At 67.6% G+C, this 23,077-nt stretch carries 20 protein-coding genes; 9 read left to right on the forward strand and 11 right to left on the reverse strand.

What is annotated here, in order from left to right:
* Window positions 1-14: 14 nt before the first annotated feature.
* Both ODR01_RS02360 and ODR01_RS02365 read right to left on the reverse strand, forming a co-directional pair.
* A complete protein-coding gene (locus ODR01_RS02360) occupies window positions 15-623 on the reverse strand; it encodes a Maf family protein (RefSeq protein ID WP_316976210.1) in 609 nt (202 codons plus the stop codon).
* On the reverse strand, window positions 620-1,462 hold the full coding sequence (locus ODR01_RS02365) for a pyruvate, water dikinase regulatory protein (RefSeq protein WP_316975981.1): 843 nt from the start codon (window positions 1,460-1,462) through the stop codon (window positions 620-622). Before ODR01_RS02365 ends, ODR01_RS02360 begins: the two co-directional genes overlap by 4 nt.
* Before the next feature lie 409 nt (window positions 1,463-1,871).
* On the opposite strand from ODR01_RS02365, the gene hemE reads away from it, so the two are divergent.
* The 3 genes from hemE to rho all read left to right on the forward strand — a co-directional run bounded on the left by hemE (window position 1,872) and on the right by rho (window position 5,482).
* Window positions 1,872-2,912: a uroporphyrinogen decarboxylase gene (gene hemE, locus ODR01_RS02370; RefSeq protein ID WP_316975982.1), complete on the forward strand. Its 1,041-nt coding sequence runs from the start codon at window positions 1,872-1,874 to the stop codon at window positions 2,910-2,912.
* Window positions 2,913-2,957: 45 nt separating this feature from the next.
* Complete coding sequence (gene hemH, locus ODR01_RS02375; protein WP_316975983.1) at window positions 2,958-3,989, forward strand: ferrochelatase; 1,032 nt, start codon at window positions 2,958-2,960, stop codon at window positions 3,987-3,989.
* A gap of 236 nt (window positions 3,990-4,225) precedes the next feature.
* The gene (rho, locus tag ODR01_RS02380; protein WP_316975984.1) at window positions 4,226-5,482 is read left to right on the forward strand and encodes a transcription termination factor Rho; all 1,257 of its coding nucleotides are present in this window, start codon (window positions 4,226-4,228) and stop codon (window positions 5,480-5,482) included.
* Window positions 5,483-5,555: 73 nt separating this feature from the next.
* Here rho and ODR01_RS02385 read toward each other — a convergent pair whose 3' ends face one another.
* From ODR01_RS02385 to ODR01_RS02395, 3 genes are read right to left on the reverse strand one after another with little or no spacing between them, the layout of a single operon-like run.
* On the reverse strand, window positions 5,556-6,533 hold the full coding sequence (locus tag ODR01_RS02385) for a quinone oxidoreductase family protein (RefSeq protein ID WP_316975985.1): 978 nt from the start codon (window positions 6,531-6,533) through the stop codon (window positions 5,556-5,558).
* Window positions 6,534-6,576: 43 nt separating this feature from the next.
* Window positions 6,577-7,029, reverse strand: a complete 453-nt coding sequence (locus ODR01_RS02390; RefSeq protein ID WP_316975986.1) for a methylated-DNA--[protein]-cysteine S-methyltransferase — start codon at window positions 7,027-7,029, stop codon at window positions 6,577-6,579.
* 9 nt (window positions 7,030-7,038) lie between these two features.
* A complete protein-coding gene (locus ODR01_RS02395; RefSeq protein ID WP_316975987.1) occupies window positions 7,039-9,186 on the reverse strand; it encodes a thioredoxin domain-containing protein in 2,148 nt (715 codons plus the stop codon).
* A gap of 45 nt (window positions 9,187-9,231) precedes the next feature.
* Here ODR01_RS02395 and ODR01_RS02400 point away from each other — a divergent pair, with 45 nt between their 5' ends.
* The 6 genes from ODR01_RS02400 (at window position 9,232) to ODR01_RS02425 (ending at window position 15,567) form a co-directional block, all read left to right on the forward strand.
* Window positions 9,232-9,576, forward strand: coding sequence for a (2Fe-2S) ferredoxin domain-containing protein (locus ODR01_RS02400; RefSeq protein ID WP_316975988.1), 345 nt, complete (start codon window positions 9,232-9,234; stop codon window positions 9,574-9,576).
* Between the two features lie 36 nt (window positions 9,577-9,612).
* On the forward strand, window positions 9,613-10,953 hold the full coding sequence (mnmE, locus tag ODR01_RS02405; RefSeq protein WP_316975989.1) for a tRNA uridine-5-carboxymethylaminomethyl(34) synthesis GTPase MnmE: 1,341 nt from the start codon (window positions 9,613-9,615) through the stop codon (window positions 10,951-10,953).
* Window positions 10,954-11,111: 158 nt separating this feature from the next.
* Entirely contained in the window at window positions 11,112-12,977 is a 1,866-nt protein-coding gene (gene mnmG, locus ODR01_RS02410; protein WP_316975990.1) for a tRNA uridine-5-carboxymethylaminomethyl(34) synthesis enzyme MnmG, read from the forward strand.
* Window positions 12,978-13,044: 67 nt separating this feature from the next.
* Window positions 13,045-13,659 carry a 16S rRNA (guanine(527)-N(7))-methyltransferase RsmG gene (gene rsmG, locus ODR01_RS02415; protein WP_316976211.1) on the forward strand — a complete coding sequence of 205 codons (615 nt, stop codon included), beginning with the start codon at window positions 13,045-13,047 and terminating at the stop codon, window positions 13,657-13,659.
* Window positions 13,649-14,458, forward strand: coding sequence for a ParA family protein (locus tag ODR01_RS02420; protein ID WP_316975991.1), 810 nt, complete (start codon window positions 13,649-13,651; stop codon window positions 14,456-14,458). Before rsmG ends, ODR01_RS02420 begins: the two co-directional genes overlap by 11 nt.
* A complete protein-coding gene (locus tag ODR01_RS02425; protein WP_316975992.1) occupies window positions 14,458-15,567 on the forward strand; it encodes a ParB/RepB/Spo0J family partition protein in 1,110 nt (369 codons plus the stop codon). Before ODR01_RS02420 ends, ODR01_RS02425 begins: the two co-directional genes overlap by 1 nt.
* Here ODR01_RS02425 and holA read toward each other — a convergent pair.
* The 6 genes from holA to ODR01_RS02455 all read right to left on the reverse strand — a co-directional run bounded on the left by holA (window position 15,564) and on the right by ODR01_RS02455 (window position 23,031).
* Complete coding sequence (gene holA, locus ODR01_RS02430; RefSeq protein WP_316975993.1) at window positions 15,564-16,595, reverse strand: DNA polymerase III subunit delta; 1,032 nt, start codon at window positions 16,593-16,595, stop codon at window positions 15,564-15,566. The two genes, ODR01_RS02425 and holA, sit on opposite strands and share 4 nt — an antisense overlap.
* Window positions 16,592-17,119: an LPS assembly lipoprotein LptE gene (lptE, locus tag ODR01_RS02435; protein ID WP_316975994.1), complete on the reverse strand. Its 528-nt coding sequence runs from the start codon at window positions 17,117-17,119 to the stop codon at window positions 16,592-16,594. The genes holA and lptE overlap by 4 nt, the downstream gene beginning before the upstream one ends.
* Window positions 17,106-19,676: a leucine--tRNA ligase gene (gene leuS, locus ODR01_RS02440; protein ID WP_316975995.1), complete on the reverse strand. Its 2,571-nt coding sequence runs from the start codon at window positions 19,674-19,676 to the stop codon at window positions 17,106-17,108. The genes lptE and leuS overlap by 14 nt, the downstream gene beginning before the upstream one ends.
* Window positions 19,677-19,815: 139 nt before the next feature.
* The gene (locus ODR01_RS02445) at window positions 19,816-20,217 is read right to left on the reverse strand and encodes a DUF3576 domain-containing protein (RefSeq protein WP_316975996.1); all 402 of its coding nucleotides are present in this window, start codon (window positions 20,215-20,217) and stop codon (window positions 19,816-19,818) included.
* Between the two features lie 248 nt (window positions 20,218-20,465).
* On the reverse strand, window positions 20,466-21,593 hold the full coding sequence (locus ODR01_RS02450; protein WP_316975997.1) for a porin: 1,128 nt from the start codon (window positions 21,591-21,593) through the stop codon (window positions 20,466-20,468).
* A gap of 319 nt (window positions 21,594-21,912) precedes the next feature.
* A complete protein-coding gene (locus ODR01_RS02455) occupies window positions 21,913-23,031 on the reverse strand; it encodes a porin (RefSeq protein ID WP_316975998.1) in 1,119 nt (372 codons plus the stop codon).
* Window positions 23,032-23,077: the final 46 nt, after the last annotated feature.

Here is a 23,077-nt window from a genome sequence, read left to right on the forward strand (position 1 = left end):
CGACGTGTGGCCGGTCAATCCAGGATCATGCCCTTGCGGCGAAGAAACCGCAGGAGCGGCAGCAAGGGGAGTCCCTGAATGGTGAAGTGATCGCCGTCGATGCGCTCGAACAGCTGGGCGCCCAGGCCCTCCAGCCGGTAGCCGCCGACCGAATCCCACGTTTCCGGACCGGCGGTGTTGAGATAGGTCTCGAGAAACTCCTCGCTGAACGGGCGCATGGTCAGGCGGGCCGTTTCGGCATGGCTCCACAGCAGGTTGCCGTCGCAAACCACACAGACGCCGCTGACCAGGCGATGCGTACGGCCGCCCAGCATCCTCAGGTGGCGCCGCGCTTCGTCGCGGTTGCCCGGCTTGTCGAAGCACTGGCCGGCGTATTCGAGCACCTGGTCGGCACCGATGACCGCCAAGCTTGGCCGCCGGGACGCCACCAAGCTGGCCTTGGCATGGGCCAGGGCGCCGGCCAGTTCGGTGGCGTCGGCGCCGGTGGCCGCCATGTCGGCCTTGATCTGGGTTTCGTCGAGGTTGGGCGGCTCGCACTCGAAAACCACGCCAGCGGCGCGAAGCAGGCGCAAGCGCGCCGCGCTGGCCGAAGCCAGGACCAGACCGGGGAAGGATGCGCTCAGAGCTGTCTCTCCTGCCGTTCCTTGTAAAGCTGCATGATGATGGCCGCCACCTCCTCGACCGAGCGTTCGGACACGTCGATGAATGGCCACTTGTGCTTGGCGAAGGTTTCGCGGGCGATACGGATTTCCTGCGAAACGGTTTCGATGTCGGCGTAGTCGGTGTTTTCGTCGCGGTCGAGCAGTTTAAGCCGGTTGCGGCGGATCTGCACCAGGCGCTTGGGGTCCTTGGTCAATCCGACGACCAGCGGCGCTCCCGGCTCCAGGACCTCGGCCGGCAGGGGAACCCCCGGCATGATCGGGATGTTCGCCGCCTTGACACCGCGGTTGGCGAGATAGATGCAGGTCGGCGTCTTGAGCGTGCGCGACACCCCGGCCAGGATGACGTCGGCATCGCGCAGGTCGGCTGGCGACTGCCCGTCGTCGTGAGCCAACACGAAATGGATGGCCTCGATGCGCGAGAAGTACTCGGCGTCCATTTCATGCTGGCGCCCCGGCGTCGCCCGCGCCTTCGCTCCCACGTACGAATGCAGGGCTTCCAGCACCGGGTCGAGGACGCCGACGCAGGGCACCTGCAAATGGCGGCAGCCTTCCTCCAGGGCATCCTGAACGTCGCGGTCGACCACCGTGTAGATGACGATTCCCCGGTCCTTCCTGATGGACTCGAGGATGGTGCCGACCTGGCCGGGGGAACGGACCATCGTCCAGGCATGTTCGACCGGCTGTACGTCGTCGAACTGCACGAGGCAGGCCCTGGCAACGGTGGAGACGGTTTCGCCCGTCGAATCCGACACCAAGTGCACGTGCACGGCTTTGTTTTTCCGGCCTGTTTGGGTAGTCATGTCGATGAATTGGGGATAAACCCCCTCCGACCGCTTGGCGTTGGAAAGCGTCCTCGTTCGTCGTTATTTCTTACACCGCCAGAATCCGAATTGAAAACATTATCCTTCGCCCGCCGACAGCGCGCATAACCGTTGGAACGACCGGGCTTTTTCCCCGCTTTCCCCGGCTTTGTCCGGGCGACCCAAACAGCCGGAAACGAGCCCTTGGGCAAGCGCCGTCAACAGGTTGCGCACCGTTGGCCGGGTCGGACCTTAAAAATGCGTCGTGGCGGCGGGGACAAGCTGTGGAGAACATTAATCCCCATGACTCACCGCACAACTACCACTACAGAACCTTTTATAAAAAAGATTCTTGTAGAAGAGGCCTGGGTATAAGTTCGGCAACCGACCGGGCGAAGAAGGAAGCGGCATGGCCGAGGACGTCAAACCATTCCTGGCGGCGTTGCGGGGGCAATCGATGGTGCCGCCGCCGCTGTGGCTGATGCGCCAGGCCGGCCGCTATCTGCCGGAATACCGGAAACTGCGCGAGCGGGCGCGGAATTTTCTCGATTTCTGCTATACGCCGGAGTTGGCCGTCGAAGCGACCTTGCAGCCGCTGCGCCGTTTCAGGCCGGACGCCGCCATCCTGTTCAGCGACATCCTGGTGGTGCCCGATGCCCTGGGCCAGGCCGTCGATTTCCGCGAGGGCGAGGGGCCGGTTCTCGAGCCGTTGCGCTCGCGCCGGGACGTCGAGGTCCTCAAGTCCGGGCGGGTCCTTCGACACCTCGAGCCGGTTTTTACGGCCCTTCGCGGCATCCGGCGCGCGCTGCCGCCGGAAACCGCGCTGATCGGCTTTGCCGGGGCGCCGTGGACGGTCGCCACCTACATGGTCGAGGGCCGCGGCGGCACCGATTTCGGCCGCGCGCTCGGATGGGACGGGGAAGATCCCGAGGGCTTCGCGATGCTGATCGATCTCCTGGTCGAGGCGACCGCCGCCTACCTCATCGAGCAGGTGCGGCACGGCGCCGAGGCCCTTCAGATCTTCGACAGCTGGGCTGGGGCGCTCGACGAAGCGCGTTTCCGCCGGCTGGCGATCGCGCCGACGAGACGCCTGGTGGCGAAGGTGCGCGCCGCCTGTCCCGAGATTCCGATCATCGGCTTTCCGCGCGGCGCCGGCGTCCTCTATGCCGACTATGTGCGGGAGACCGGGGTCGACGGTATCAGCCTGGACAGCGCGGTGGACCTGGGCTTCGCGCGCCTGGCCCTGCAGCCCAACACCGTCCTGCAGGGCAATCTCGACCCCCAGGTTCTGGTTCGTGGCGGCAGCGAAATGCGGGATGCCGCGCTCGCCATCCTTGAAAACCTCGGCCGGGGACCCTTCATTTTCAACCTCGGCCACGGCGTCGTTCCCGAGACGCCGGTCGAGAATGTGCTTCAGTTGGCCGCAACCGTTCGCGCCTGGCGGCCGTAACACTCGTGGAAAATGGGGGCCGTTCCGCTCCCCATGGTCAGGATCATGCCGAAGATTGCCGTCGTCGCGTTCAATCTGGGCGGCCCGGACCGGCCGGAAGCGGTCGAGCCGTTCCTGTTCAACCTCTTCAACGATCCCGCCATCATCGGCCTGCCGTGGCCGGTTCGCCCGCTGCTGGCCAAGCTGATTTCCCGCCGGCGGGGCCCGGTGGCGCGCGCCATCTACGCCAAGATCGGCGGCGGCTCGCCGCTGCTGCCGCTGACCCGCGAGCAGGCGGCGGCGCTTCAAGCCGCGCTGGCCGGCGACGGCGAGGTCAAGGTGTTCATCGCCATGCGCTATTGGCACCCGATGAGCGACGAAACGGCCTTGGCGGTCAAGGATTTCGCCCCCGACGAGATCGTCCTGCTGCCGCTCTATCCCCAGTATTCGACCACCACCACGGCGTCCTCGGTCATGGACTGGGAACGCGCCGCCAGGGCGATCGGCCTCGACGTGCCGACGCGGGCCGTCTGCTGCTACCCGACGGAGCCCGGTTTCGTCGCCGCCGAGGCCGAACTGGTGGCTGCCGCTGTGGACCGGGCGTCCCGGGCCGGGCGGCCGCGCGTGCTGTTTTCCGCCCACGGGTTGCCCAAGCGGGTGATCGAGGGCGGCGATCCCTACAAATGGCAGGTCGAACGGTCGGCGGCGGCGGTGGTGGCCGCGATGGGCCGCGACGACTTCGAATGGCGGGTGTCCTTCCAGAGCCGGGTGGGGCCGCTGGAATGGATCGGCCCGGCCACCGATGCCGAGATCGAGCGGGCGGGGCACGAGGGGAAACCCCTGGTGGTGGTGCCCATCGCCTTCGTTTCCGAGCATTCCGAGACTTTGGTCGAACTCGATATCGAGTACGGCGAACTGGCCCACAAGGCAGGCGTGCCGGCCTACGAACGGGTGCCGGCGGTGGGCACCCATCCCCTTTTCATCGACGGCCTGGCCCGTCTGGTTCGCGCCGCTAGGGCTGGCGGCTGCGCCACCATTTCGCAGGATGGCCGGCGGATCTGCCCCGGCGATCGCGGGCGGTGCGGCCATGCGGGATAGCGCCGGACGGTCTCTTTCGCATTCTCCGTTTGACAGGGTCGGTGCGTTTGGTTAATGCTCTTGAAATCGCAGAGGGTAAGGCACACCCTTTCCATTCCCCAACTTGTTGCAATGTGGGCGGGCCATCGGCCCGGTTGTTGATATCACCGACCGATTGCGGCATTCCGCCGCATGCCGATCCCCAATCCTCTCCACCCCATCCCGACCCGCTTCAGGGTCAGAGCTGACGGCCAGCCATGAATCTCAAGGAACTGAAATCCCAATCCCCGACCGAGCTTCTCGCTTTTGCCGAGGAGCTGGAAATCGAGAACGCCAGTTCGCTGCGCAAGCAGGACATGATGTTCGCCATCCTCAAGCAACTGGCGACCAACAACGTGTCCATCTACGGCGACGGCGTGCTGGAGGTTCTGCCCGACGGCTTCGGCTTCCTGCGCTCGCCGGAGGCCAACTACCTGCCCGGTCCCGACGACATTTACGTCTCGCCCAGCCAGGTCAGGCGCTTCGGGCTGCGCACCGGCGATACGGTGGAGGGCGAGATCCGCGCGCCGAAGGACGGCGAGCGCTATTTCGCGCTGCTCAAGGTCAACGACATCAATTTCGAGGACCCGCAGGCGGTCCGGCACCGCATCAACTTCGACAACCTGACGCCGCTATATCCGGACCGGCGGTTGTCGATGGAAATCGACAGCCCGAAGATCACCGACCCGACGCTGCGCGTCGTCGACCTGATTACGCCGATCGGCAAGGGCCAGCGGGCGCTGATCGTGGCGCCGCCGCGCACCGGCAAGACGGTGATGCTGCAGAACATCGCCCACGCTGTGGCCGAGAATCACCCGGAATGCTACCTGATCGTGCTGCTCATCGACGAGCGGCCCGAGGAAGTGACCGACATGGCCCGCTCGGTCAAGGGCGAGGTGGTGAGCTCCACCTTCGACGAGCCGGCGACCCGCCACGTCCAGGTGGCCGAGATGGTGATTGCCAAGGCCAAGCGCCTCGTCGAGCACAAGCGCGACGTGGTGATCCTGCTCGATTCCATCACCCGCCTGGCGCGCGCCTATAACACCGTGGTGCCGTCGTCGGGCAAGGTCTTGACCGGCGGCGTCGATTCCAATGCGCTCCAGCGGCCGAAGCGCTTCTTCGGCGCGGCGCGCAACATCGAGGAAGGCGGTTCCCTGACCATCATCGCCACCGCGCTGATCGACACCGGCTCGCGGATGGACGAGGTGATCTTCGAAGAGTTCAAGGGCACCGGCAACTCGGAAATCATCCTCGACCGCAAGCTCACCGACAAGCGCACCTGGCCCTCGATCGACATCACGCGCTCGGGCACCCGCAAGGAGGAGCTGCTGGTCGACAAGGGCACGCTGTCGAAGATGTGGGTGCTGCGCCGCATCCTGATGCCGATGGGCGTCGTCGACGCCATGGAGTTCCTGCTCAAGAAGCTCAAGGAAACCAAGAACAATCCCGATTTCTTCGATTCCATGAATACCTGAGCGAACCCACGCTTCACGCCAAGCGAAGGCGGCACGTCCTTAAGGGGCGCGCCGCCTTTTTTGGTACCTTCTCTTATGGCAGCAGGATGGTCGATCCCGTGGTCTTGCGGGCCTCGAGGTTGCGTTGCGCCTGCGCCGCCTCGGCCAGCGGATGGGTCTGGCCGATCTCGATTTTCACCTGGCCGCCGGCGACGACGTCGAACAGCTCCCTGGCGGCCGCGTTCAGGGCTTCCGGCGTCGGCACGTAATCGCCGAGCCTGGGGCGCGTCAGGAACAGCGAGCCCTTGGCGGCGAGCGTCGCCGGCTCGAAGGCCGGCACCGGTCCCGAGGCGTTGCCGAAGGTGACCATCAACCCGGTCCGCCGCAGGCAATTCAGCGATCCTTCGAAGGTCGCGGCGCCGACCGAATCGTAGACCACGGGGACGCCGGCGCCGCCGGTGATCTCGCGCACCCTCTTAGTGAAGTCCTCGCGGGTATAGACGATGACATGGTCGCAGCCGTGGGCCTTGGCGATCTTGGCTTTTTCATCGGTGCCGACGGTGCCGATGACGGTGGCTCCAAGATGCTTCGCCCATTGGCTGAGGATGGAGCCGACACCGCCGGCGGCAGCGTGCAGCAGAATGGTTTCGCCTTTCTGCACGGGATGGATTCGGCGGATCAGGTACCAGACGGTCAGGCCCTTGAGCATGATCGCCGCGGCGGTGCGGTCGGCGATGGCATCGGGCAGCGGCACCAAGCGCTCGGCCGGGAACAGGCGGGCTTCGGAATAGGCGTCGGCGGGGCCGACGCCGTAGGCGACGCGCTGGCCGACCTTGAAGCCGGCCACGCCCGGCCCGACGGCCTCGATCACGCCCGCCGCCTCCTGGCCGAGGCCGGAGGGCAGCGAGGGAAGCTTGTAGAGGCCGCTGCGCATGTAGGTGTCGACGAAGTTGAGGCCGACGGCGGTGTGACGCAGCCGGACCTGGCCGGGCCCGGGCTCGCCGACCGTGACGTCCTCCCACTTCAGGACCTCGGGGCCGCCGTACTCGTGGATGCGGAAGGCTTTGGTCATGATCGTCTCCCCAGCAAGGACAATGGCCGATGACGCCGGCCGGTCACGGAACGTGGGCGGCCTCCAGGACGAGGAGGACGCGCTTGGTGTCGGTGCCCTCGCCACCCGAATAGCCGGTCAGGCGGCCGCCGGCGCCGACGACGCGATGGCAGGGAACAATGATCGGGATGGGGTTGCGCCCGCAGGCGCCGCCGATGGCCCGGGCGGCCGAGCCGAGGGCGTTGGCGAGGTCGCCGTAGGTGCGGGTTTCGCCATAGGGAATGGTCGAGATGGCTCCCCACACGGCCCGCTGGAAGGCCGAGCCGGCGGGCGCCAGCGGCAGCGAAAAGTCGCGCAGCCGGCCGTCGAAGTAGGCGTCGAGCTGGCGGCGGGCCTCTTCGAGCAGCGGCGTTTCCTCGCCGGGCGGGGCGCGGCCGAATTCGACGGCGACGACGGCGGCCTCGTCCTCGAAGACCGTCAGGGGCCCGAGCGGGCTGCTGAGCGACAGGTACGGCATGGCGGCAGATTACAGGGCTGCAAGCTCCTGCCGCAAGATGCTGGCGTCGGTCTTGGGCAGGCCGCAGGTGGCGCCAGCGCACACATAGGCGGTCGGCCGCCCGTCGCGCAGGCCCTTGCCGGCCGCCGGGTGGCCCTCGGGAAGCGGCTCGGCGGGGTCGAGGGCGGCGATGGCGGCGGTGGCCGGTGCCGCCTCGCGGGCGGCTTTCAGCAGTTCGGCGCGGGCGGGATCGGTGGCGGAGCCGAGGACGACGATCTGCACCGGCGCCTCCAGGATTTCGGCCCCGATACACAGCGTCGGCATGCGGGCGTTGTGCTCGGGCGTCGCCGCCGAGAACAGCTTTACCAGGGCTTCGGCGCGTTCGCGGTAGGCGGTCCTGCCGGTCAGCAGGAACAGGCGGCCCAGGACTTCGACCATGGTGCCGTTGCCGGGCGGCACCGCGTGGTCGGCGATGGTCTTGGGCCGCGTGATGAGGTCGGCGGCGTCGTCGGCGGTCAGGAAATAGCCCCCCTCGGCCTTGTCCCAGTAGTGGCGATCGAGGGTTTCCGTCCACGCCTCGGCCAGGGTCAGGAAGGCCCCCTCCCCGGTCGCCTGGTGCAGGGCGAGCGCGGCGCGCGCCAGGTTGGCGTAGTCGTCCAGCACGGCGGCGTGCCGGGCCTGGCCGGCCCGCCAGGAATGAAGCAGACGATCCGGCGCCGCGGGGTCGGCCATATGACGGCCGACGAAGGCGAAGGCGGCCCGGGCGGCATGGATCCAGGCGGGATGGCCGAACACTGTTCCCGCGTTCGCCAGGGCGGCGATGGCAAGGCCGTTCCAGTCGGCCAGCACCTTGTCGTCCCAGGCCGGGGGCACCCGCTCGCGCCGCGCCGCCAGCAGCCGCGCGCGTGCGGCGCCGATGCGGGGATCGTCGGCGATGGCGGTGGCGGCGTGGCTGCGGTTGAGGATGGTGACCCCCTCCCAGTTGCCGGGGGCGGTAACGCCGTAGGCGGCCTTGAAGAGGGCGGAGTCCAGCCCGAGGATGGCGTCGATCTCGGCCTCGCTCCAGACGTAGTATTTGCCCTCGACGCCCTCGCTGTCGGCGTCGTAGGCGGAAGCGAAGGCGAATCTGCCGTCGTCGTCGTCGTCGACCCGCATGTCGCGGAGCAGCCAGTCGACGGTTTCGTGGGCGCGGACGGCATAGAGGGGCGAGCCGGTGGCCTGCCAGGCCTCGGCCAGCAGATCGAGAAGCTGGGCGTTGTCGTAGAGCATCTTTTCGAAGTGCGGGACCAGCCAGCGGGCGTCGGTCGAATAGCGGGCGAAGCCGCCCCCCAGGTGATCGTAGATGCCGCCCTGGCAGAGGGCGTCGAGCGTGGTGGTGACGGCGTCGCGAAAGGCGGCCTCGCCGGTGCGCCGATAGGCCCGCCACAGGAAGCGGAAGAAGCCGGGTTGCGGGAACTTGGGCGCGCCATGGGTGCCGCCGTGATGGGTGTCGACATCGGCCAATGCGGCGCGCGCCGCGGCGTCCAGCGCGGCGCGGCCAAGGCTGCCGCCGGCGGCCGGCTGGGCCAGGCGGGCGAGGCCGTCCCTGAGGGCGGCGACATTGTGCCGGATGGCATCGGCGTCCCGGGCGTGGACCTCGGCGACCCGGCGCAGGACGTCGGCAAAGGCCGGCCGGCCGTAGCGGGGCTGGTTGGGGAAATAGGTGCCGCCCCAGAAAGGCTCGCCCTCGGGGGTGAGGAACATGGTCAGCGGCCAGCCGCCCTGCTCGCCCATCAGGGCCAGCGCGGACTGGTAGATGAGGTCGATGTCGGGACGTTCCTCGCGGTCGACCTTGATGTTGACGAAAAGGGCGTTCATGACGGAGGCGGTTGAATCGTCTTCGAAACTTTCATGGGCCATGACATGGCACCAGTGGCAGGCGGCGTAACCGACCGACAACAGGATCGGACGGTTGAGCCGCTTGGCTTCGGCCAGCGCCTCTGGACCCCAGGCCCGCCAGTGCACGGGGTTCAGCTTGTGCTGGAGCAGATAGGGACTCGTTTCACGGGAAAGGAGGTTCTGGCTCATGCGGTCGTCGGGCCCTTCGCGACGCGGGGTTCCCCAGGTAGGTTGGGGCACCCGGGCGGCGATGCAACAGAAACCGAGATTGACGGCGGCGGCGGCGCACCACAGATTCACCGGGGTTCGGCCGGCGCGGCCGGAGATCTGGCGAAGGAGACCGGGGTGGCGAGCGACGAAACCGAGGGCGGCCTGTATTATCGGCATCACGTGTTCTGCTGCATCAACGAGCGGCCGGAAGGCAATCCACGGGGCTGTTGCGCGCGCAAGGGCGCCATGGGGTTGCGCAACTACATGAAGGGCCAGGCGCAGAAGCTGGGCCTTGACGACGTTCGGATCAACACGGCGGGCTGCCTGGACCGCTGCGAACTGGGGCCGACCATGGTGGTCTATCCGGAGGGCATCTGGTATCGGGCCGAGAGCCGCCAGGACATCGACGAGATCCTGACCTCCCACCTGCGCGAGGGACAGCCGGTGGCGCGCCTCATGTTGGGGCCGAGGGAAGAATAGAATACCAGATACGGTAGGAAGCGGCGGAAGCGGGATATGAAAAGCGGCACCATCTACGCCCTGGCCAGCGCCAGCGGGCCGGCCGGCGTGGCGGTCATCCGGCTGTCGGGGCCGGAGGCTGGCGAGGCGTGGCGGCGCCTGACCGGCATCCCCCTGCCGCCCCCTCGCCGCCTGGTGCGGATGCGATTCACTGACCCCGACACCGGTGAGGTCCTCGACGATGGGCTTGGCGTGTGGTTCGCCGGGCCGGCCAGCTTTACCGGCGAGGATGTGGTGGAGTTTCACCTGCACGGCGGTCGGGCGGTGGTCGCCGGCGCGCTGGCGGCGCTGGGGCGGATCGGCGGGCTTAGGCTGGCCGAGCCCGGGGAGTTCACGCGGCGGGCCTTCGAGAATGGCAGGATGGATTTGACGGCCGCCGAGGGCCTGGCCGATCTGGTGGCCGCCGAGACGGCGGCGCAGCGCCGTCAGGCCTTGCGCCAGATGCAGGGTGCCCTGGGCGCGCTTTACGAGGAATGGCGGGAGGATCTGCTGCGCGACCTCGCCCATGTGGAAGCGGCCATCGACTTCGCCGACGAAGATTTGCCGGAGGGCTTGATCGAGGAAGTCCGGCGGCGGGCGGCGGCGGTGCGCGCCGCGATGGCCGATCACCTGGCCGACGGTCGGCGCGGTGAGCGGCTGCGCGACGGCGTGCAGGTGGCGATCGTCGGGCCGCCCAACGCCGGCAAGTCGAGCCTGCTGAACCTGCTGGCCCGCCGCGAGGCGGCCATCGTGGCGGAGACCGCCGGCACGACGCGCGACGTCATCGAGGTCCATCTCGACCTGGCCGGGATTCCGGTGGTGGTGGCCGACACTGCCGGCCTGCGGGACGGCGGCGATGCGGTGGAGTGCGAGGGCGTGCGGCGGGCCCAGGCGCGGGCGGCCGAGGCCGATGTCAGGATCGCGTTGTTCGACGCCACCCGTTGGCCGGAGACCGACGGCCGCACCGCCGCCCTGGTCGATGGGGCGACGGTGGTGGCGATCAACAAGTCCGATATAACGTCCCCGCCCCCACCCCTCGCGGTAAACGGCGTCGCGGGGCTGGCGGTTTCGGTGCGCACCGGTATTGGCATCGACGGGCTGATGGCCCGGCTGGCGGCGGCGGTGGCCGAATGCTGTCCGGCGGCGGGTGCGCCGGCCATGACCCGGGCCCGCCATCGCGAGGCCCTGGAGGCGTGTGTGGCGGCGCTGGACCGGTTCCTGTCGGGAGAGGGCGTGGCGCCGGAGTTGGCCGCCGAGGACCTGCGGCTGGCGACCCGGGCCCTGGGGCGGATTACCGGACGGGTGGATGTCGAGGACGTGCTCGACGTCATCTTTCGCGAGTTCTGCATCGGCAAATGATGTTTCACGTGAAACATGCCGGGACGAGGGACGGCGATGATTCACGTGAAACATTTTTGGGAAGTCCGCCGGAGTCGATGATTCACGTGAAACATTCGGGGCTGGCGGCGACGGAAGACTTTGACTCCGCGATCGGCGGACCCTAGGTTTGGCGACCCATGGAACGCTATGACGTCATTGTAATTGGAGCCGGCCATGCCGGCGTCGAAGCGGCTGCCGCGTCGGCCCGCGTCGGCGCGCGCACCCTGCTGCTGACGCACCGGCTGGATCGCATCGGCGAGATGTCCTGCAATCCGGCCATCGGCGGCCTGGCCAAGGGGCAACTGGTGCGCGAGGTCGATGCCCTGGATGGGCTGATGGGCCGGGCCATCGATCGCGCCGGCATCCAGTTTCGGGTGCTCAACCGCAGCAAGGGGCCGGCCGTATGGGGGCCGCGCGCGCAGGCCGACCGCAAGCTTTACCGGCGCGTGATGGGCGAGCTGCTGGCCGAGCAGGCCGGGCTGACGGTGCGGGCGGCGGCGGTGGAGGATCTGACTTTTTCGGCCGACGACACGGTTTCGGGCGTGATCACCGCGGGGGGCGAAAGGGTGGCGGCCGGCGCCGTGGTGGTGACCACCGGCACCTTCCTGCGCGGGATCATTCATTGCGGCGAGAACCAGATCCCGGCCGGCCGCGTTGGCGACCCCCCTGCTGTCGGTCTGTCCCACACCTTTCGCCGCGCCGGCTTCGCCTTGGGGCGGCTGAAGACGGGAACGCCGCCCCGCCTCGACGGGCGCACCATCCGCTGGGACGGCCTGGAGGCGCAACCGGGGGACGATCCGCCCGAGCCCTTTTCCTACCTGAGCGAGCGCATCGCGACGCCGCAGGTGGTCTGCCACATCACTGGCACCACGCCGGAAACCCACGCCCTGATTCGCGCCAACCTCGATCGGGCGCCCCTCTACTCGGGGCAGATCCGCAGCACCGGGCCGCGCTATTGCCCGAGCATCGAGGACAAGGTGGTGCGCTTCGCCGGGCGCGACCGACACCAGATCTTCCTCGAGCCCGAGGGGTTGGACGACGATACCGTCTACCCCAACGGCATCTCCACCTCGCTGCCCAAGGACGTCCAGGCCGCCTTGCTCAAGACCATCCCCGGCCTCGAGGACGCGGTGATGCTGCGGCCGGGCTATGCCATCGAGTACGACTTCGTCGATCCGCGCGAACTTTACCCGACGCTCGAAACCAAGCGGGTGGCGCGGCTTTTCTTCGCCGGCCAGATCAACGGCACCACCGGCTACGAGGAGGCGGCGGGCCAGGGACTGATGGCCGGCCTCAACGCCGCCCGCGCCGTGGCCGGCGACGACGGCCTGGTGCTGGACCGGGCCGAGGCCTACATCGGGGTCCTGATCGACGACCTGGTGACGCTGGGCACCACCGAGCCTTACCGGATGTTCACCTCGCGGGCCGAATACCGGCTGGCCCTGCGCGCCGACAACGCCGACCAGCGGTTGACCGCCAAGGGCGAGGCCGCTGGGTGCGTGTCGACCGGTCGCGCCCGCGTCTTCGCCGCCAAGATGGCCGAGCTCGACACCGAACGGCGGCGCTTGTGCGCCCTGACGGCCACGCCCAACCTGCTGCAACGCCACGGCCTGACGGTCAACCTCGACGGGGTGGCGCGTTCGGCCTTCGACCTCCTCGGCCATGCGGGCATCACGCTCGAGCGGCTGACGGGCGTCTGGCCGGACCTCGCCGTCCTTCCCGCCCCCGTCGGACGGCAACTGGAGATCGAAGCCCTCTACGCCCATTACCTTGAGCGCCAGGAGGCCGACGTCCGCGCCTTCCGCCGCGACGAGGCGTTGGCGCTCGACCGCGATCTCGATTACCGCGCCGTCGCCGGCCTGTCGAACGAGGTCCGTGACAAGCTGGTCCGCGCCAAGCCGGCGACGCTCGGCCAGGCCGCCCGCATCTCGGGCGTCACCCCAGCCGCGCTCACCCTGCTGCTCGCCCATGTCCGTCGCCAGGATGCCCGCCAGGGCGCCTAAGGAGCCCCATGTTTCACGTGAAACACCGCCGCCGCTCCAGGGGTCGATCATGACGACGCCCCCTCCCCTGACCCCGGCGGCCTTCCAGGCGCACACGGGAATATCGGACGACACGCGGGCCCGACTGGAAGCCCTGGTCGCGGTCCTTTTGAAATGGCAGGCGCGCATCAACCTGATCGGCCGCGGGACGGTGGCCGACATCTGGCGCCGCCATATCCTCGATTCGGCGCAGCTGGCGCCCCTGGTGCCGGTGACGGCCGAGACCGTCATCGACCTCGGCAGCGGCGCCGGCTTCCCCGGTCTGGTTCTTGCCCTCCTGGGAATCCGCGGCATCCATCTCGTCGAAAGCGACGGGCGCAAGTGCGCCTTCCTGCGCGAAGCGGCGCGAATTACCGGCGCCGCGGTCGAAATTCACGCCGTGCGGGCCGAGGCCCTGGCGCCCCGAGAGGCCGATGCGATCACGGCGCGCGCCCTGGCGCCTCTTTCCGATCTACTGGATATAGCGTCCCCCTTTCTCGGACCCCATACAGCTTGTATTTTCCCCAAGGGACGCGGCGCCGAACAGGAATTGACGGTGTCGCAAAAAACCTGGATGATGACGGTCAGCCGGTTCGAAAGTGTGACCGACCCCGAGGGGACGATTCTGAAATTGGAGGACATTTCCCGTCGCCATGTCCGCTAATCCGCCTCCCGTGCCGGCCGCAGGGCCTCGCATCATCGCCATCGCCAACCAGAAGGGCGGTGTCGGCAAGACGACGACGGCGATCAACCTGGCCACCGCGCTGGCCGCCATCGGCCAGCGGGTGCTGATCATCGATCTCGATCCCCAGGGCAACGCCAGCACCGGCCTGGGCATCGCCCGCACCGCCCGGCGCGTCAATTCCTACCACCTGCTGATCGGCGATGCGGTTCCCGCCGAGGCTGTCGTCGCCACCGAGATTCCCGGTCTTTTCATGATCACCGCCGGGGTCGACTTGAGCGGCGCCGAGATCGAGCTGGTCAACGAGGAGCGCCGCGAGTACCGGCTGCGCGAGGCGCTGGCCACCGGAGCCGGCGACTTCGACTTCATCCTCATCGACTGTCCGCCGGCGTTGGGGCTGCTCACGATCAACGCCCTGGTGGCGGCGCAGGCGGTGCTGGTGCCGCTGCAATGCGAATTCTTCGCGCTGGAGGGAATCAGCCATCTGGTCAAGACCATCGAGCGAATCCGCAAGGCCTTCAATCCCGGGCTCGAAATCCAGGGCATCGTGCTGACCATGTTCGACCGCCGCAACAACCTGTCGAACATGGTGGCCAGCGACGTGCGCGCGTTCTTCGGCGACAAGGTCTACAAGACGATGATCCCTCGCAACGTAAGGGTCTCCGAGGCCCCGTCGCACGGCCGGCCGGTGCTGGTTTACGATCTGCGCTGTCCGGGCGCCCAGGCGTATCTCAGCCTGGCCAGCGAGGTCATCCGGCGCGAGCGGCTGGAGGCGGCGTGATGGCGGCGGAAGGGCATCGGCGCAACCTGGGGCGCGGCCTGTCGGCCCTGCTCGGCGAGGACGACGAGGCCCCGGCAGGGGGCGAAAGCGGCGCCGGCGGCATCCGCACGCTGCCCATCGAATTCCTGCATCCCAGCCCGTTCCAGCCGCGCCACCGGATGAACGACGAGTCGTTGCAGGAGCTGGCGCAGTCGATCGCCGACAAGGGCATTCTCCAGCCCCTCCTGGTGCGCCGCGACAGCGGGCAGGCCGATTCCTACGAGATCATCGGCGGCGAGAGGCGCTGGCGGGCCGCCCAGCTGGCCCAGGTTCACGAGGTACCGGTCATCATCCGCGAGATGGAGGACCGCGAGGCCCTGGAAATCGCGCTGATCGAGAACCTGCAGCGCGAGGATCTCTCCCCGCTCGACGAGGCCGACGGCTATCGCCGCCTCAAGGACGAGTTTTCCTATACCCAGGAGGAGCTGGCCGCCTCCCTCGGCAAGAGCCGCAGCCACGTGGCCAACACGCTGCGCCTGCTGAACCTGCCGGCGGCGGTCAAGGACATGGTCAACGGCGGCGTGCTGACGGCGGGCCACGCGCGGGCCCTGCTCAACGCCGAGAACCCGGCCGCGTTGGCGGCCATCGTCGCCAAGCGGGGCCTCAACGTGCGCCAGACCGAAAAGCTGGCGCAGGCCAAGGCGAAACCGGCCGCCCAGCGGAGCGGCGGCGCCCGCGACCCCGACACCATCGCGCTGGAGCGCGATCTCTCGAACCTGCTGGGGCTCAAGGTCGGCATTCGCTTCCGCGGCGGCGCCGGCAGCCTGACCATCGAGTACCAGTCGCTCGAACAGCTCGACGAGATCCTCCATCGTCTGAGTCGCGGGGCCACCGGCACGCGGGGCTCGCTGCCGAGCGGCGCCGGTCGTCGCGACGACCCCATCGAACCCCTGCCCGACGATCCGATGGAGGCGCTGGCCGACTTCATGCCGGGCGACGACGACCTGGACTCCCTGGGTTTCGGCGGGTTCGGCCCGGACGATGGCGCGAACGGCGCCGGGGCCGACGATGCCGCGTCGGACGAGCCGCCGGCCTTCCCTTCCGAGGACCCCAAAGAGCCGAAGGATTAATCGCGGCCGGCGCGGCCCGCCTGGGCGATGCGCAGGAGGGCCCGCGAGCATACCGCCACGTCCGGCATGCCGGTCGTCTTGCAGTCCAGTTCGGCCTCCAACAGGATCGACAGCACGCGGGCCAACCGGTCGGCCGGCCACCGCCGGGCCTGGGCCTTGAGGGCGTCGGCGTGCAGGAACAGCACCGGCGGCCGCAGGGCGGACACCGCCTGCTCGACGCTGCGGCCCGCCGCCATCTGGCCGCGCAACCAGTGCAGCCGCTGGAAATGCCGATTGGCGGCGCGCAGAAGGGCGATCGGCGCGACGCCTTCCGTGAAGGCGCGGCCCAAGGCCTTCTCGAGAGCGGCAAGATCGCCGGCGCCGGCGGCGAAGACGGCGCCATCGAGCGAAGTCGCCGCGCTGTCGCCGACGCAGGCGGCGGCGTCCCCGAGGGTGACGGTGCCGGGACCGCCCATGTAGAGGGCCAGCTTTTCCAGCTCGGCCCGCGTCACCGAACGATCCGAACCAAGGTTGCTGGCCAGGAAGGCCAGCGCGTCGGGGGCCGCCTTCAGCCCATGGGCGCCCAGGGTTTCGGCAATCACGGCGCCCAGGCTGCGCGCGTCGTCGGCATAGCACGGAACGGCGGCGGCGTTGGCGGCGTCCTCGAAGGCCCGGCGCAGGGCCGAGCGCTTCGCCAGATCGCCGGCCTCGGCCACCACCAGCGCGCCATCGGCATGGGCGGTGGCGAAAAAGGCCGAGAACAGCCCCGCCATGCCGTCGTTGGCCTCGCGCACCCGGATCAGACGGCGGCCGCCGCCCAGGGAAATAGCGGCGGCCTCGTCGCCAAGCCGGGCCGGGTCGCCCTTGAGGTCGGCGGCGGTCAATTCGACGGCGCGGAACGGATCGGCGGGATCGTCGACGACGGCGCGCGCCAACGTTTCCGCACGCTCCCGCACCAGGCCGCGGTCGGGTCCGTAGACGAGGACGGCGGCGATCTTGGGGTCCGGCCGCCCGACAAAGGCATCCGCGCGGGCGCCGGCGACTTTCACGGCGTCCGCGGGGCGGCCGGCTGTTCCTGCTGCAGCCGGAAAAAGGCGGCGAGCCTGGCCTCGATGTCGAGGGCGACCTCGCGCAGCACTCGCTCGCGGACGTCCTGCTCGGCGGCGAGGGTGGCGAATTCCGAGTTGAGGATGTTGTAGCCGCCCTCGATCGCGCTCGAAGCGGAGAAGACGCTTGCCCCGGTATCGACGCGGGTCAGGGCGTAGGCCGCTGTAATGCGAAGGCTGGTGCGGGTCGGAAACTCGCTTTTGCGCACCGCGATGCCAGATGAACTGTCACTCAAATTGATCCGCAGGACATAGGCCGGATGGGCCGGCCGACCGTAAGTATTCAGGCGGTCCAACAGGTGGTTGCGAAGAATCTGCCCGCTGCGATCGGCGATGGGTTCGATGCGGATCGACGCCAGCTCGGCTACGGTCGGGCCCCGCTTGCCGCCGCCGTACAGCGGCTGGAACCCGCAGGCCGCCAGAAAGCTGGCCGCGACGACGGCGGTTAAGAGTCTAGACCACCACATTGACGATCCTGTTTGGCACCACGATGACCTTGCGCGGCGCCCGCCCCTCCAGCGCCTTGGCGACATTGGCGACCGACAACGCCGCCGCCTTGACTTCCTCGCCGTCCATGTCCTTCGGCAGATCGATCGTGCCGCGCAGCTTGCCGTTGACCTGCACGGCGATGACGACGGTGTCCTCGTGAAGCAGCGAGGCATCGATCGCCGGCCAAGGCGTATCGACCAGCAGGGTGGCGTGCCCCAGGCGCTGCCACAATTCCTCGGCCAAATGCGGCATCATCGGTCCGATGAGACAGACCAGGGTGTCGAGCGCTTCGCGCAGGACCCATCCGGCGCCCGCCTCGCTGCGGTCCAGGCCGTCGACCAGGTTGGTCAGCTCGCGAATACGCGCCACCGCCTTGTTGAAATGGAAGCGCTCCAGATCGTCGGAAACCGCGGCGACCGTCTTGTGAATGGCCCGGTTGAGCTTGTCGGCCGCCGGGGATATGGCTTCCGGCGCCGGCGTTCCGGGTTCGGCGAGCGCGACCCCCGGCTCCTCGATCATCCGCCACAGCCGGTTGACATAGCGCCAGGCGCCGTCGATGCCGGCATCGGTCCAGTCGAGATCGTGATCGGGCGGGCTGTCGGACAGCATGAACAGCCGGGCGGTGTCGGCACCATAGGCCGCCAGCGTCGCCTCGGGGTCGACCACGTTGCGTTTGGACTTGCTCATCTTTTCGGAACGGCCGACCGTCACCGGCGCCCCGGTCTTGGCGTGCGCCGCCGTGCCGTCGGGGGCCTCGATGACGTCGGTCGGGAACAGCCAGCGGCCGGTGGCCCCGTCGCGGAAGGTGCGATGGCAGACCATGCCCTGGGTCATCAGGCCGGCGAACGGTTCCTTGATGCCCAGGTAGCCGCAGTCCTTGAGCGCGCGGATGAAAAAGCGCGAATACAGCAGATGGAGAACCGCGTGCTCGATGCCGCCGATGTATTGATCGACCGGCAGCCAATAGTCGACGGCGGCGCGCGCGAAGGCCTGCGCGGTTTCGTGCGGCGCGCAGAACCGCGCGAAGTACCACGACGATTCGAAGAAGGTATCGAAGGTATCGGTCTCGCGCCGGGCCGGTCCGCCGCACTGCGGGCAGGCGACGTGCTTCCAGGTCGGGTGGTTCTCGAGCGGGTTGCCCCGCCCGTCGAAGGTCACGTCTTCGGGCAGGCGCACCGGCAGGTCGGCCTCGGGAACCGGCACCGCGCCGCAACGTTCGCAATGGATGACCGGGATCGGGCAGCCCCAATAGCGCTGGCGGGACACCCCCCAGTCGCGCAGCCGGTAATTGATGGCCTTCTCGCCGGAGCCCTGGGCGGCCAGCCGCCGGATGGCTTCGGCCTTGGCATCCTCGACGGCCATGCCGTCGAGGAAGGAAGAATTGATCAGCCGGCCGTCGCCGGTATAGGCGACGTCGCCGACCGCAAAGGCGGCCGGCTCGACGTCGGCGGGCGCCACCACGGGCACCACGGGAAGGGCATATTTGCGGGCGAAATCGAGGTCGCGCTGATCGTGCGCCGGGCAGCCGAAGATGGCGCCGGTGCCGTATTCCATGAGCACGAAGTTGGCGACGTAAACCGGCAGTTCCTTGCCCGCCACGAAGGGGTGCAAGGCCCGAAGTCCCGTATCGAAGCCCTTCTTTTCCACCGTCTCGATGGCGGCCTCGCTGGTCCCTAAGCGATTGCACTCGGCGATGAAGTCGGCGAGCCCGGCGTTGGAACGCGCGGCCTCCAGGGCCAGCGGATGGTTGGCGGCGATGGCGCAGAAAGAGGCGCCGAAGATGGTGTCGGGCCGGGTGGTATAGACCCGCAGCCTGTCCTTGCGCCCGGCCAGATCGAAGATCATGTAGGCGCCTTCGGAGCGGCCGATCCAGTTGGCCTGCATCAGGCGCACCCGTTCGGGCCAGCGCTCCAGCGTGGCCAGCGTCTCCAGCAGATCGTCGGCATAGGCGGTGATCTTGAGGAACCACTGGCTCAACTGGCGCTTTTCGACCGCGGCGCCGGAGCGCCAGCCCTTGCCGTCGATCACCTGCTCGTTGGCCAGTACCGTCTGTTCCACGGGGTCCCAGTTGACCCAGGATTCCCGCCGGTAGGCCAGGCCCGCCTTGAGGAAGTCGAGGAACATCTTCTGTTCGTGGCGGTAGTATTCTGGCTCGCAGGTGGCGAGTTCGCGCGACCAGTCGTAGGAAAGCCCCATGCTCTGGAGCTGCCGGCGCATGGTGTCGATGTTCTGGCGCGTCCACTGGGCCGGCGGCACTTTGTTCTCGATGGCGGCGTTCTCGGCCGGCAGCCCGAAGGCGTCCCAGCCCATGGGATGCAGCACATTGAAGCCGCGGGCCCGCTTATAGCGGGCGACCAGGTCGCCCAGCGCGTAGTTGCGCACATGGCCCATATGGATGCGCCCCGACGGGTAGGGAAACATCTCGAGCACGTAGTACTTTGGACGGGCCGGGTCCTCGGTGGCCGCGAAGCATTGCCGCTCGGCCCAGATCTTCTGCCATTTGGCTTCGGTTTTCTTGAAATTATAGCGAGCCATGGTCTCTTCGATGTCGGCTTGTTGTCGCCTTTTGTCATGCCCGGACTTGTTCCGGGCATCCACGTCCTTCCGGAGGTCGTGGATGGCCGCGGCAAGCACGGCGACGGCGTGGAGGATTGTTCGGCCGGCCGGGCGTCCTCTATTTCCTCAACGTCTCGTTGCGAAGCTGGCGGGCCTTGGTCAGGATCGCGTCCTCGATCTTGGAGGCGACCTTGATGTCGAGCGGCTGGTCGCGCCACGCCTCGCCTTCCCGGACCTGCCGGAAGACGGCGACCCTGACGCCATCGGCGCGCAGCGCCCGGCCGAGGATATAGACGTTCAGCTTGAAGCGCTGGTCCGGCGGGCTGTCCGACGGGGTGTGCCAGTCGGTGATGATGACGCCGCCGAAGGGGTCGGCGGAACTGACCGGCAAGAACAGCAGGGTGTCCAGCGAGGCCCGCCACAGGAAGGAATTGACGCCGATGCCGCTCCCCTCGAGGTCCTCCTTGGAATGATCGGTGCCACCTAGGATGAAGGCGTCATCGCCGAAAATCCTTCCCATCGACCCCTGCTTACGGATATCGGTGGGGTTTTGCGTCCGTGGATCGGCGGGGGTCGTGGTCTCGATGCCGGAACAGGCGGCCATCCCCAAAAGGATCGCTGCCCCAGCCAAGGGCACGAGAAATCTAGTTTTCGACATCATGCGGCGCATTATAGGTCAACATTTCGTGAAGTTTCCAGGGCATTCTATACGCAAGAAAGCCGCGGCTTGCGCCGCGGCCCTCCCGAACTTCAAAAGGTCGAAAGACCTTAGAAGCTGACTTGCGTGCCAACCAGGAACATGTTGGCTTCGCTGTCTTTGCTGTCATCGGTACCACCGTCGTCGAGATCGATATAACGGTAGGCGGCATAGAAATCGAGGCCGGGAGCGGCGGCATAGCCGGCGCCGACCTGCAGCCAACTGACCTCATCGTCATCCGCACCGCCGTCGTTGGCTTCCGACTGCATGTAGACGACCGACACCCCGTAGGGGCCGGTCTTGTAGGCGACGCCAACATCCCACCAGGAACCGGCATCGTAGCCAGCGTCCTTATTCGTGGTAGTCAGGCCGGAGTCACCCTGGTCCTGGTAGGAACCGGCGACCGAGAAGCCGGCGTAGGAGATCTTCAGACCGCCGCCGTAAGCTTCGGCGTCTTCGTATTCGATGGTGCCGTTGCCCTCGTAATCGCCGCGAACGTAACGGGCGTTGGCCTCGACGCCAACACCGTTGAAGGTCGCGGCATACCGCCCAGCGACGCCGATCTGGTTGCTCTGAGTGCCCTTGATGCCGCCCTTTCCCTCGTCGGAGCTGAAGTCGCTGTTAAACTGGTCGCCGGTGTCCGGGGTGTAGCTGACGGCCAACTGAAACCCGCTGAAGCTCGGCGTGTAGTAGCTGATCTTGTTGGCGTCGTCGCCATTGAGGAAGTCGGTGCCGATGTAAGCGCTGTTCATTCCGCCGATCATGGTGGAGCCGTTATCGCCATCCCAGGCGCCGTCCTTGTCGGCGCTGATCGACCAAGCGCCCAGCTTCCACGTGTTGTGCACGCCGTCCTGCGAGCCCATTTCCAAGCGGCCCCAACCGCCGGAGAGGAACACGTTGGCCTCGTCGTAACCGACCTTGCTGTCGCTGCCACCTTCCTGCAACTCGACATAGAAGCCGTACTCGAGGCCGTTATCGGCCTTCGCCGACCCACGGAAGTGGATCTCGACGTCGTCCATCTGGAAGCCGACACCGCGGCTGTTGTCGTTCGGATCAATGTCCTGATCCGAACCCCAGGCCTCGAAGCGCAGGTAGCCGTCCATTTCGAGCTTCGGCTTCTCGGCTGCCCACACCGGAGCGGCGAGAAGGACGGAGGCGCCGACGATGGCGCTGGTACCCAGAAGAATCTTCTTCATCATCCTCATTCCTTCAGTTTCAGGCTGATTTCAGCCCCCTTGTTTACCCCTGATTTGCCCCACGACCCACCGACCGTGTCGGCCCTGCGAACGTCGCATACGCGAGGAAATCGACAGCATAAAACCGCTATTTTTGATGCTTTGCAACGGCCCCGCGGCCCGGGCTGTATCTTTTCTGCCAGGGTGTGTTATTTCCGCAACAAGCGCGGCGCGGCGCCGCGGAGCCGAAACGCGGGAGGCCGCGGTCTCCCGCGGCCTCCCAATCCGTCCTTCGAACGAAGAACGCTAAAGCGAAATGCGATCCGACGGAACCCGCCCCGTTCTAGAAGCTGACCTGGGTGCCAACCATGAACAGGTTGGCCTCGTTGTCGCTGGCGTTGCCGGCGCGGTCGAGGCCGACGTACTGGTAGGCGGCGTAGAGGTCGAGCCCCGGCGCCGCGGCATAGAGGCCGCCGACCGACAGGAAGTCGACCTCGTCGTCCTGTACGCCGCCCGGCTGGGCCGCCCACGAGCGCATGTAGGCCACCGAGACCTTGTAGGGGCCGGTGCCGCAGGCGAGGCCGACGTCCCACCAGCCGCCGGCATCGGCGCCGTCGGCGGTATTGGCCTTGGCGATGCCGGTGTCGCCGTTGTCGGTGTAGGAACCGGCTAGCTCGAAGCCGGCGTAGCCGACTTTGACGCCGGCGCCCCACGCCCGAACGTCTTCGAGCTCGGTGGTGGGATCGCCGGTATCGTTGAGGCCGTAGCGCCCGGTGATGCCACGCGCCGACACCTCGACGTCGATGTCGCTGAAGGTGGCGGCGTACTTCAGGGCGACCTCGACCACGTTCTCGGGATCGGCGGTCTCCGCCTTGAAGTCGCTATTGAAGAAGGCCGTGCTATCCGGCGTATAGCTGACGGCGGCGCCGAAGCCGGAGAACTCCGGGGTGTAGTAGGTGACCTTGTTGGCGTCGTCGGTGTTGCCGGCCATGTTGCTGCCGATGTAGGCGGCGTTGTCAACGGTATCGAACATCAAATCGCCGTCCCAGCCGGCGTGCAAGTCGGCCATGATGGAGACGGCGCCCACCTTGAACACGTCCTCGGCACCGGGGGCGGAGCCCAGCTCCAGGCGGCCCCAACCGCCGGCAAGATAGACGTTGGCGACGTCATAGCCGACCTTGCTGTCGGACCCGCCTTCCTCCAGCTCGACGTGGAAGCCGTATTCGAGGCCGTTGTCGGCCTTGGCAGAGCCGTCGAAATGGACATGAACGTCGTCCATTTCGAACGCCGTGCCGCGGTTGTTGCCGTTCGGAGCGACGTCCTGATCCGAACCCCAGGCCTGGAAGCGCAGGTAGCCGCTCATCTCGAGGGTAGGCTTTTCGGCCGCCAGCGCCGCACCGGAGACCAGGAAGGACGCAGCAACCGCGGCCATGGCGGTTGTGCAAAGCAAATTCCTTTTCATAACAATGTCCTCTCTCATTTCGCAACGAGCCACCGGGTCCGTACCG

The sequence above is a fragment of the Shumkonia mesophila genome, assembly GCF_026163695.1.
Taxonomy (GTDB): domain Bacteria; phylum Pseudomonadota; class Alphaproteobacteria; order Rhodospirillales; family Shumkoniaceae; genus Shumkonia; species Shumkonia mesophila.

Coding starts and splice junctions, on each gene's coding strand:
- mnmG (WP_316975990.1), top strand. CDS start 11,112: ATGGAACGCTATGACGTCATTGTAATTGGAGCCGGCCATGCCGGCGTC.
- hemH (WP_316975983.1), top strand. CDS start 2,958: ATGCCGAAGATTGCCGTCGTCGCGTTCAATCTGGGCGGCCCGGACCGG.
- ODR01_RS02425 (WP_316975992.1), top strand. CDS start 14,458: ATGGCGGCGGAAGGGCATCGGCGCAACCTGGGGCGCGGCCTGTCGGCC.
- ODR01_RS02365 (WP_316975981.1), bottom strand. CDS start 1,462: ATGACTACCCAAACAGGCCGGAAAAACAAAGCCGTGCACGTGCACTTG.
- ODR01_RS02385 (WP_316975985.1), bottom strand. CDS start 6,533: ATGACCAAAGCCTTCCGCATCCACGAGTACGGCGGCCCCGAGGTCCTG.
- ODR01_RS02445 (WP_316975996.1), bottom strand. CDS start 20,217: ATGGGAAGGATTTTCGGCGATGACGCCTTCATCCTAGGTGGCACCGAT.
- ODR01_RS02420 (WP_316975991.1), top strand. CDS start 13,649: ATGTCCGCTAATCCGCCTCCCGTGCCGGCCGCAGGGCCTCGCATCATC.
- lptE (WP_316975994.1), bottom strand. CDS start 17,119: ATGTGGTGGTCTAGACTCTTAACCGCCGTCGTCGCGGCCAGCTTTCTG.
- ODR01_RS02450 (WP_316975997.1), bottom strand. CDS start 21,593: ATGATGAAGAAGATTCTTCTGGGTACCAGCGCCATCGTCGGCGCCTCC.
- mnmE (WP_316975989.1), top strand. CDS start 9,613: ATGAAAAGCGGCACCATCTACGCCCTGGCCAGCGCCAGCGGGCCGGCC.
- ODR01_RS02455 (WP_316975998.1), bottom strand. CDS start 23,031: ATGAAAAGGAATTTGCTTTGCACAACCGCCATGGCCGCGGTTGCTGCG.
- ODR01_RS02390 (WP_316975986.1), bottom strand. CDS start 7,029: ATGCCGTACCTGTCGCTCAGCAGCCCGCTCGGGCCCCTGACGGTCTTC.
- rho (WP_316975984.1), top strand. CDS start 4,226: ATGAATCTCAAGGAACTGAAATCCCAATCCCCGACCGAGCTTCTCGCT.
- hemE (WP_316975982.1), top strand. CDS start 1,872: ATGGCCGAGGACGTCAAACCATTCCTGGCGGCGTTGCGGGGGCAATCG.
- leuS (WP_316975995.1), bottom strand. CDS start 19,676: ATGGCTCGCTATAATTTCAAGAAAACCGAAGCCAAATGGCAGAAGATC.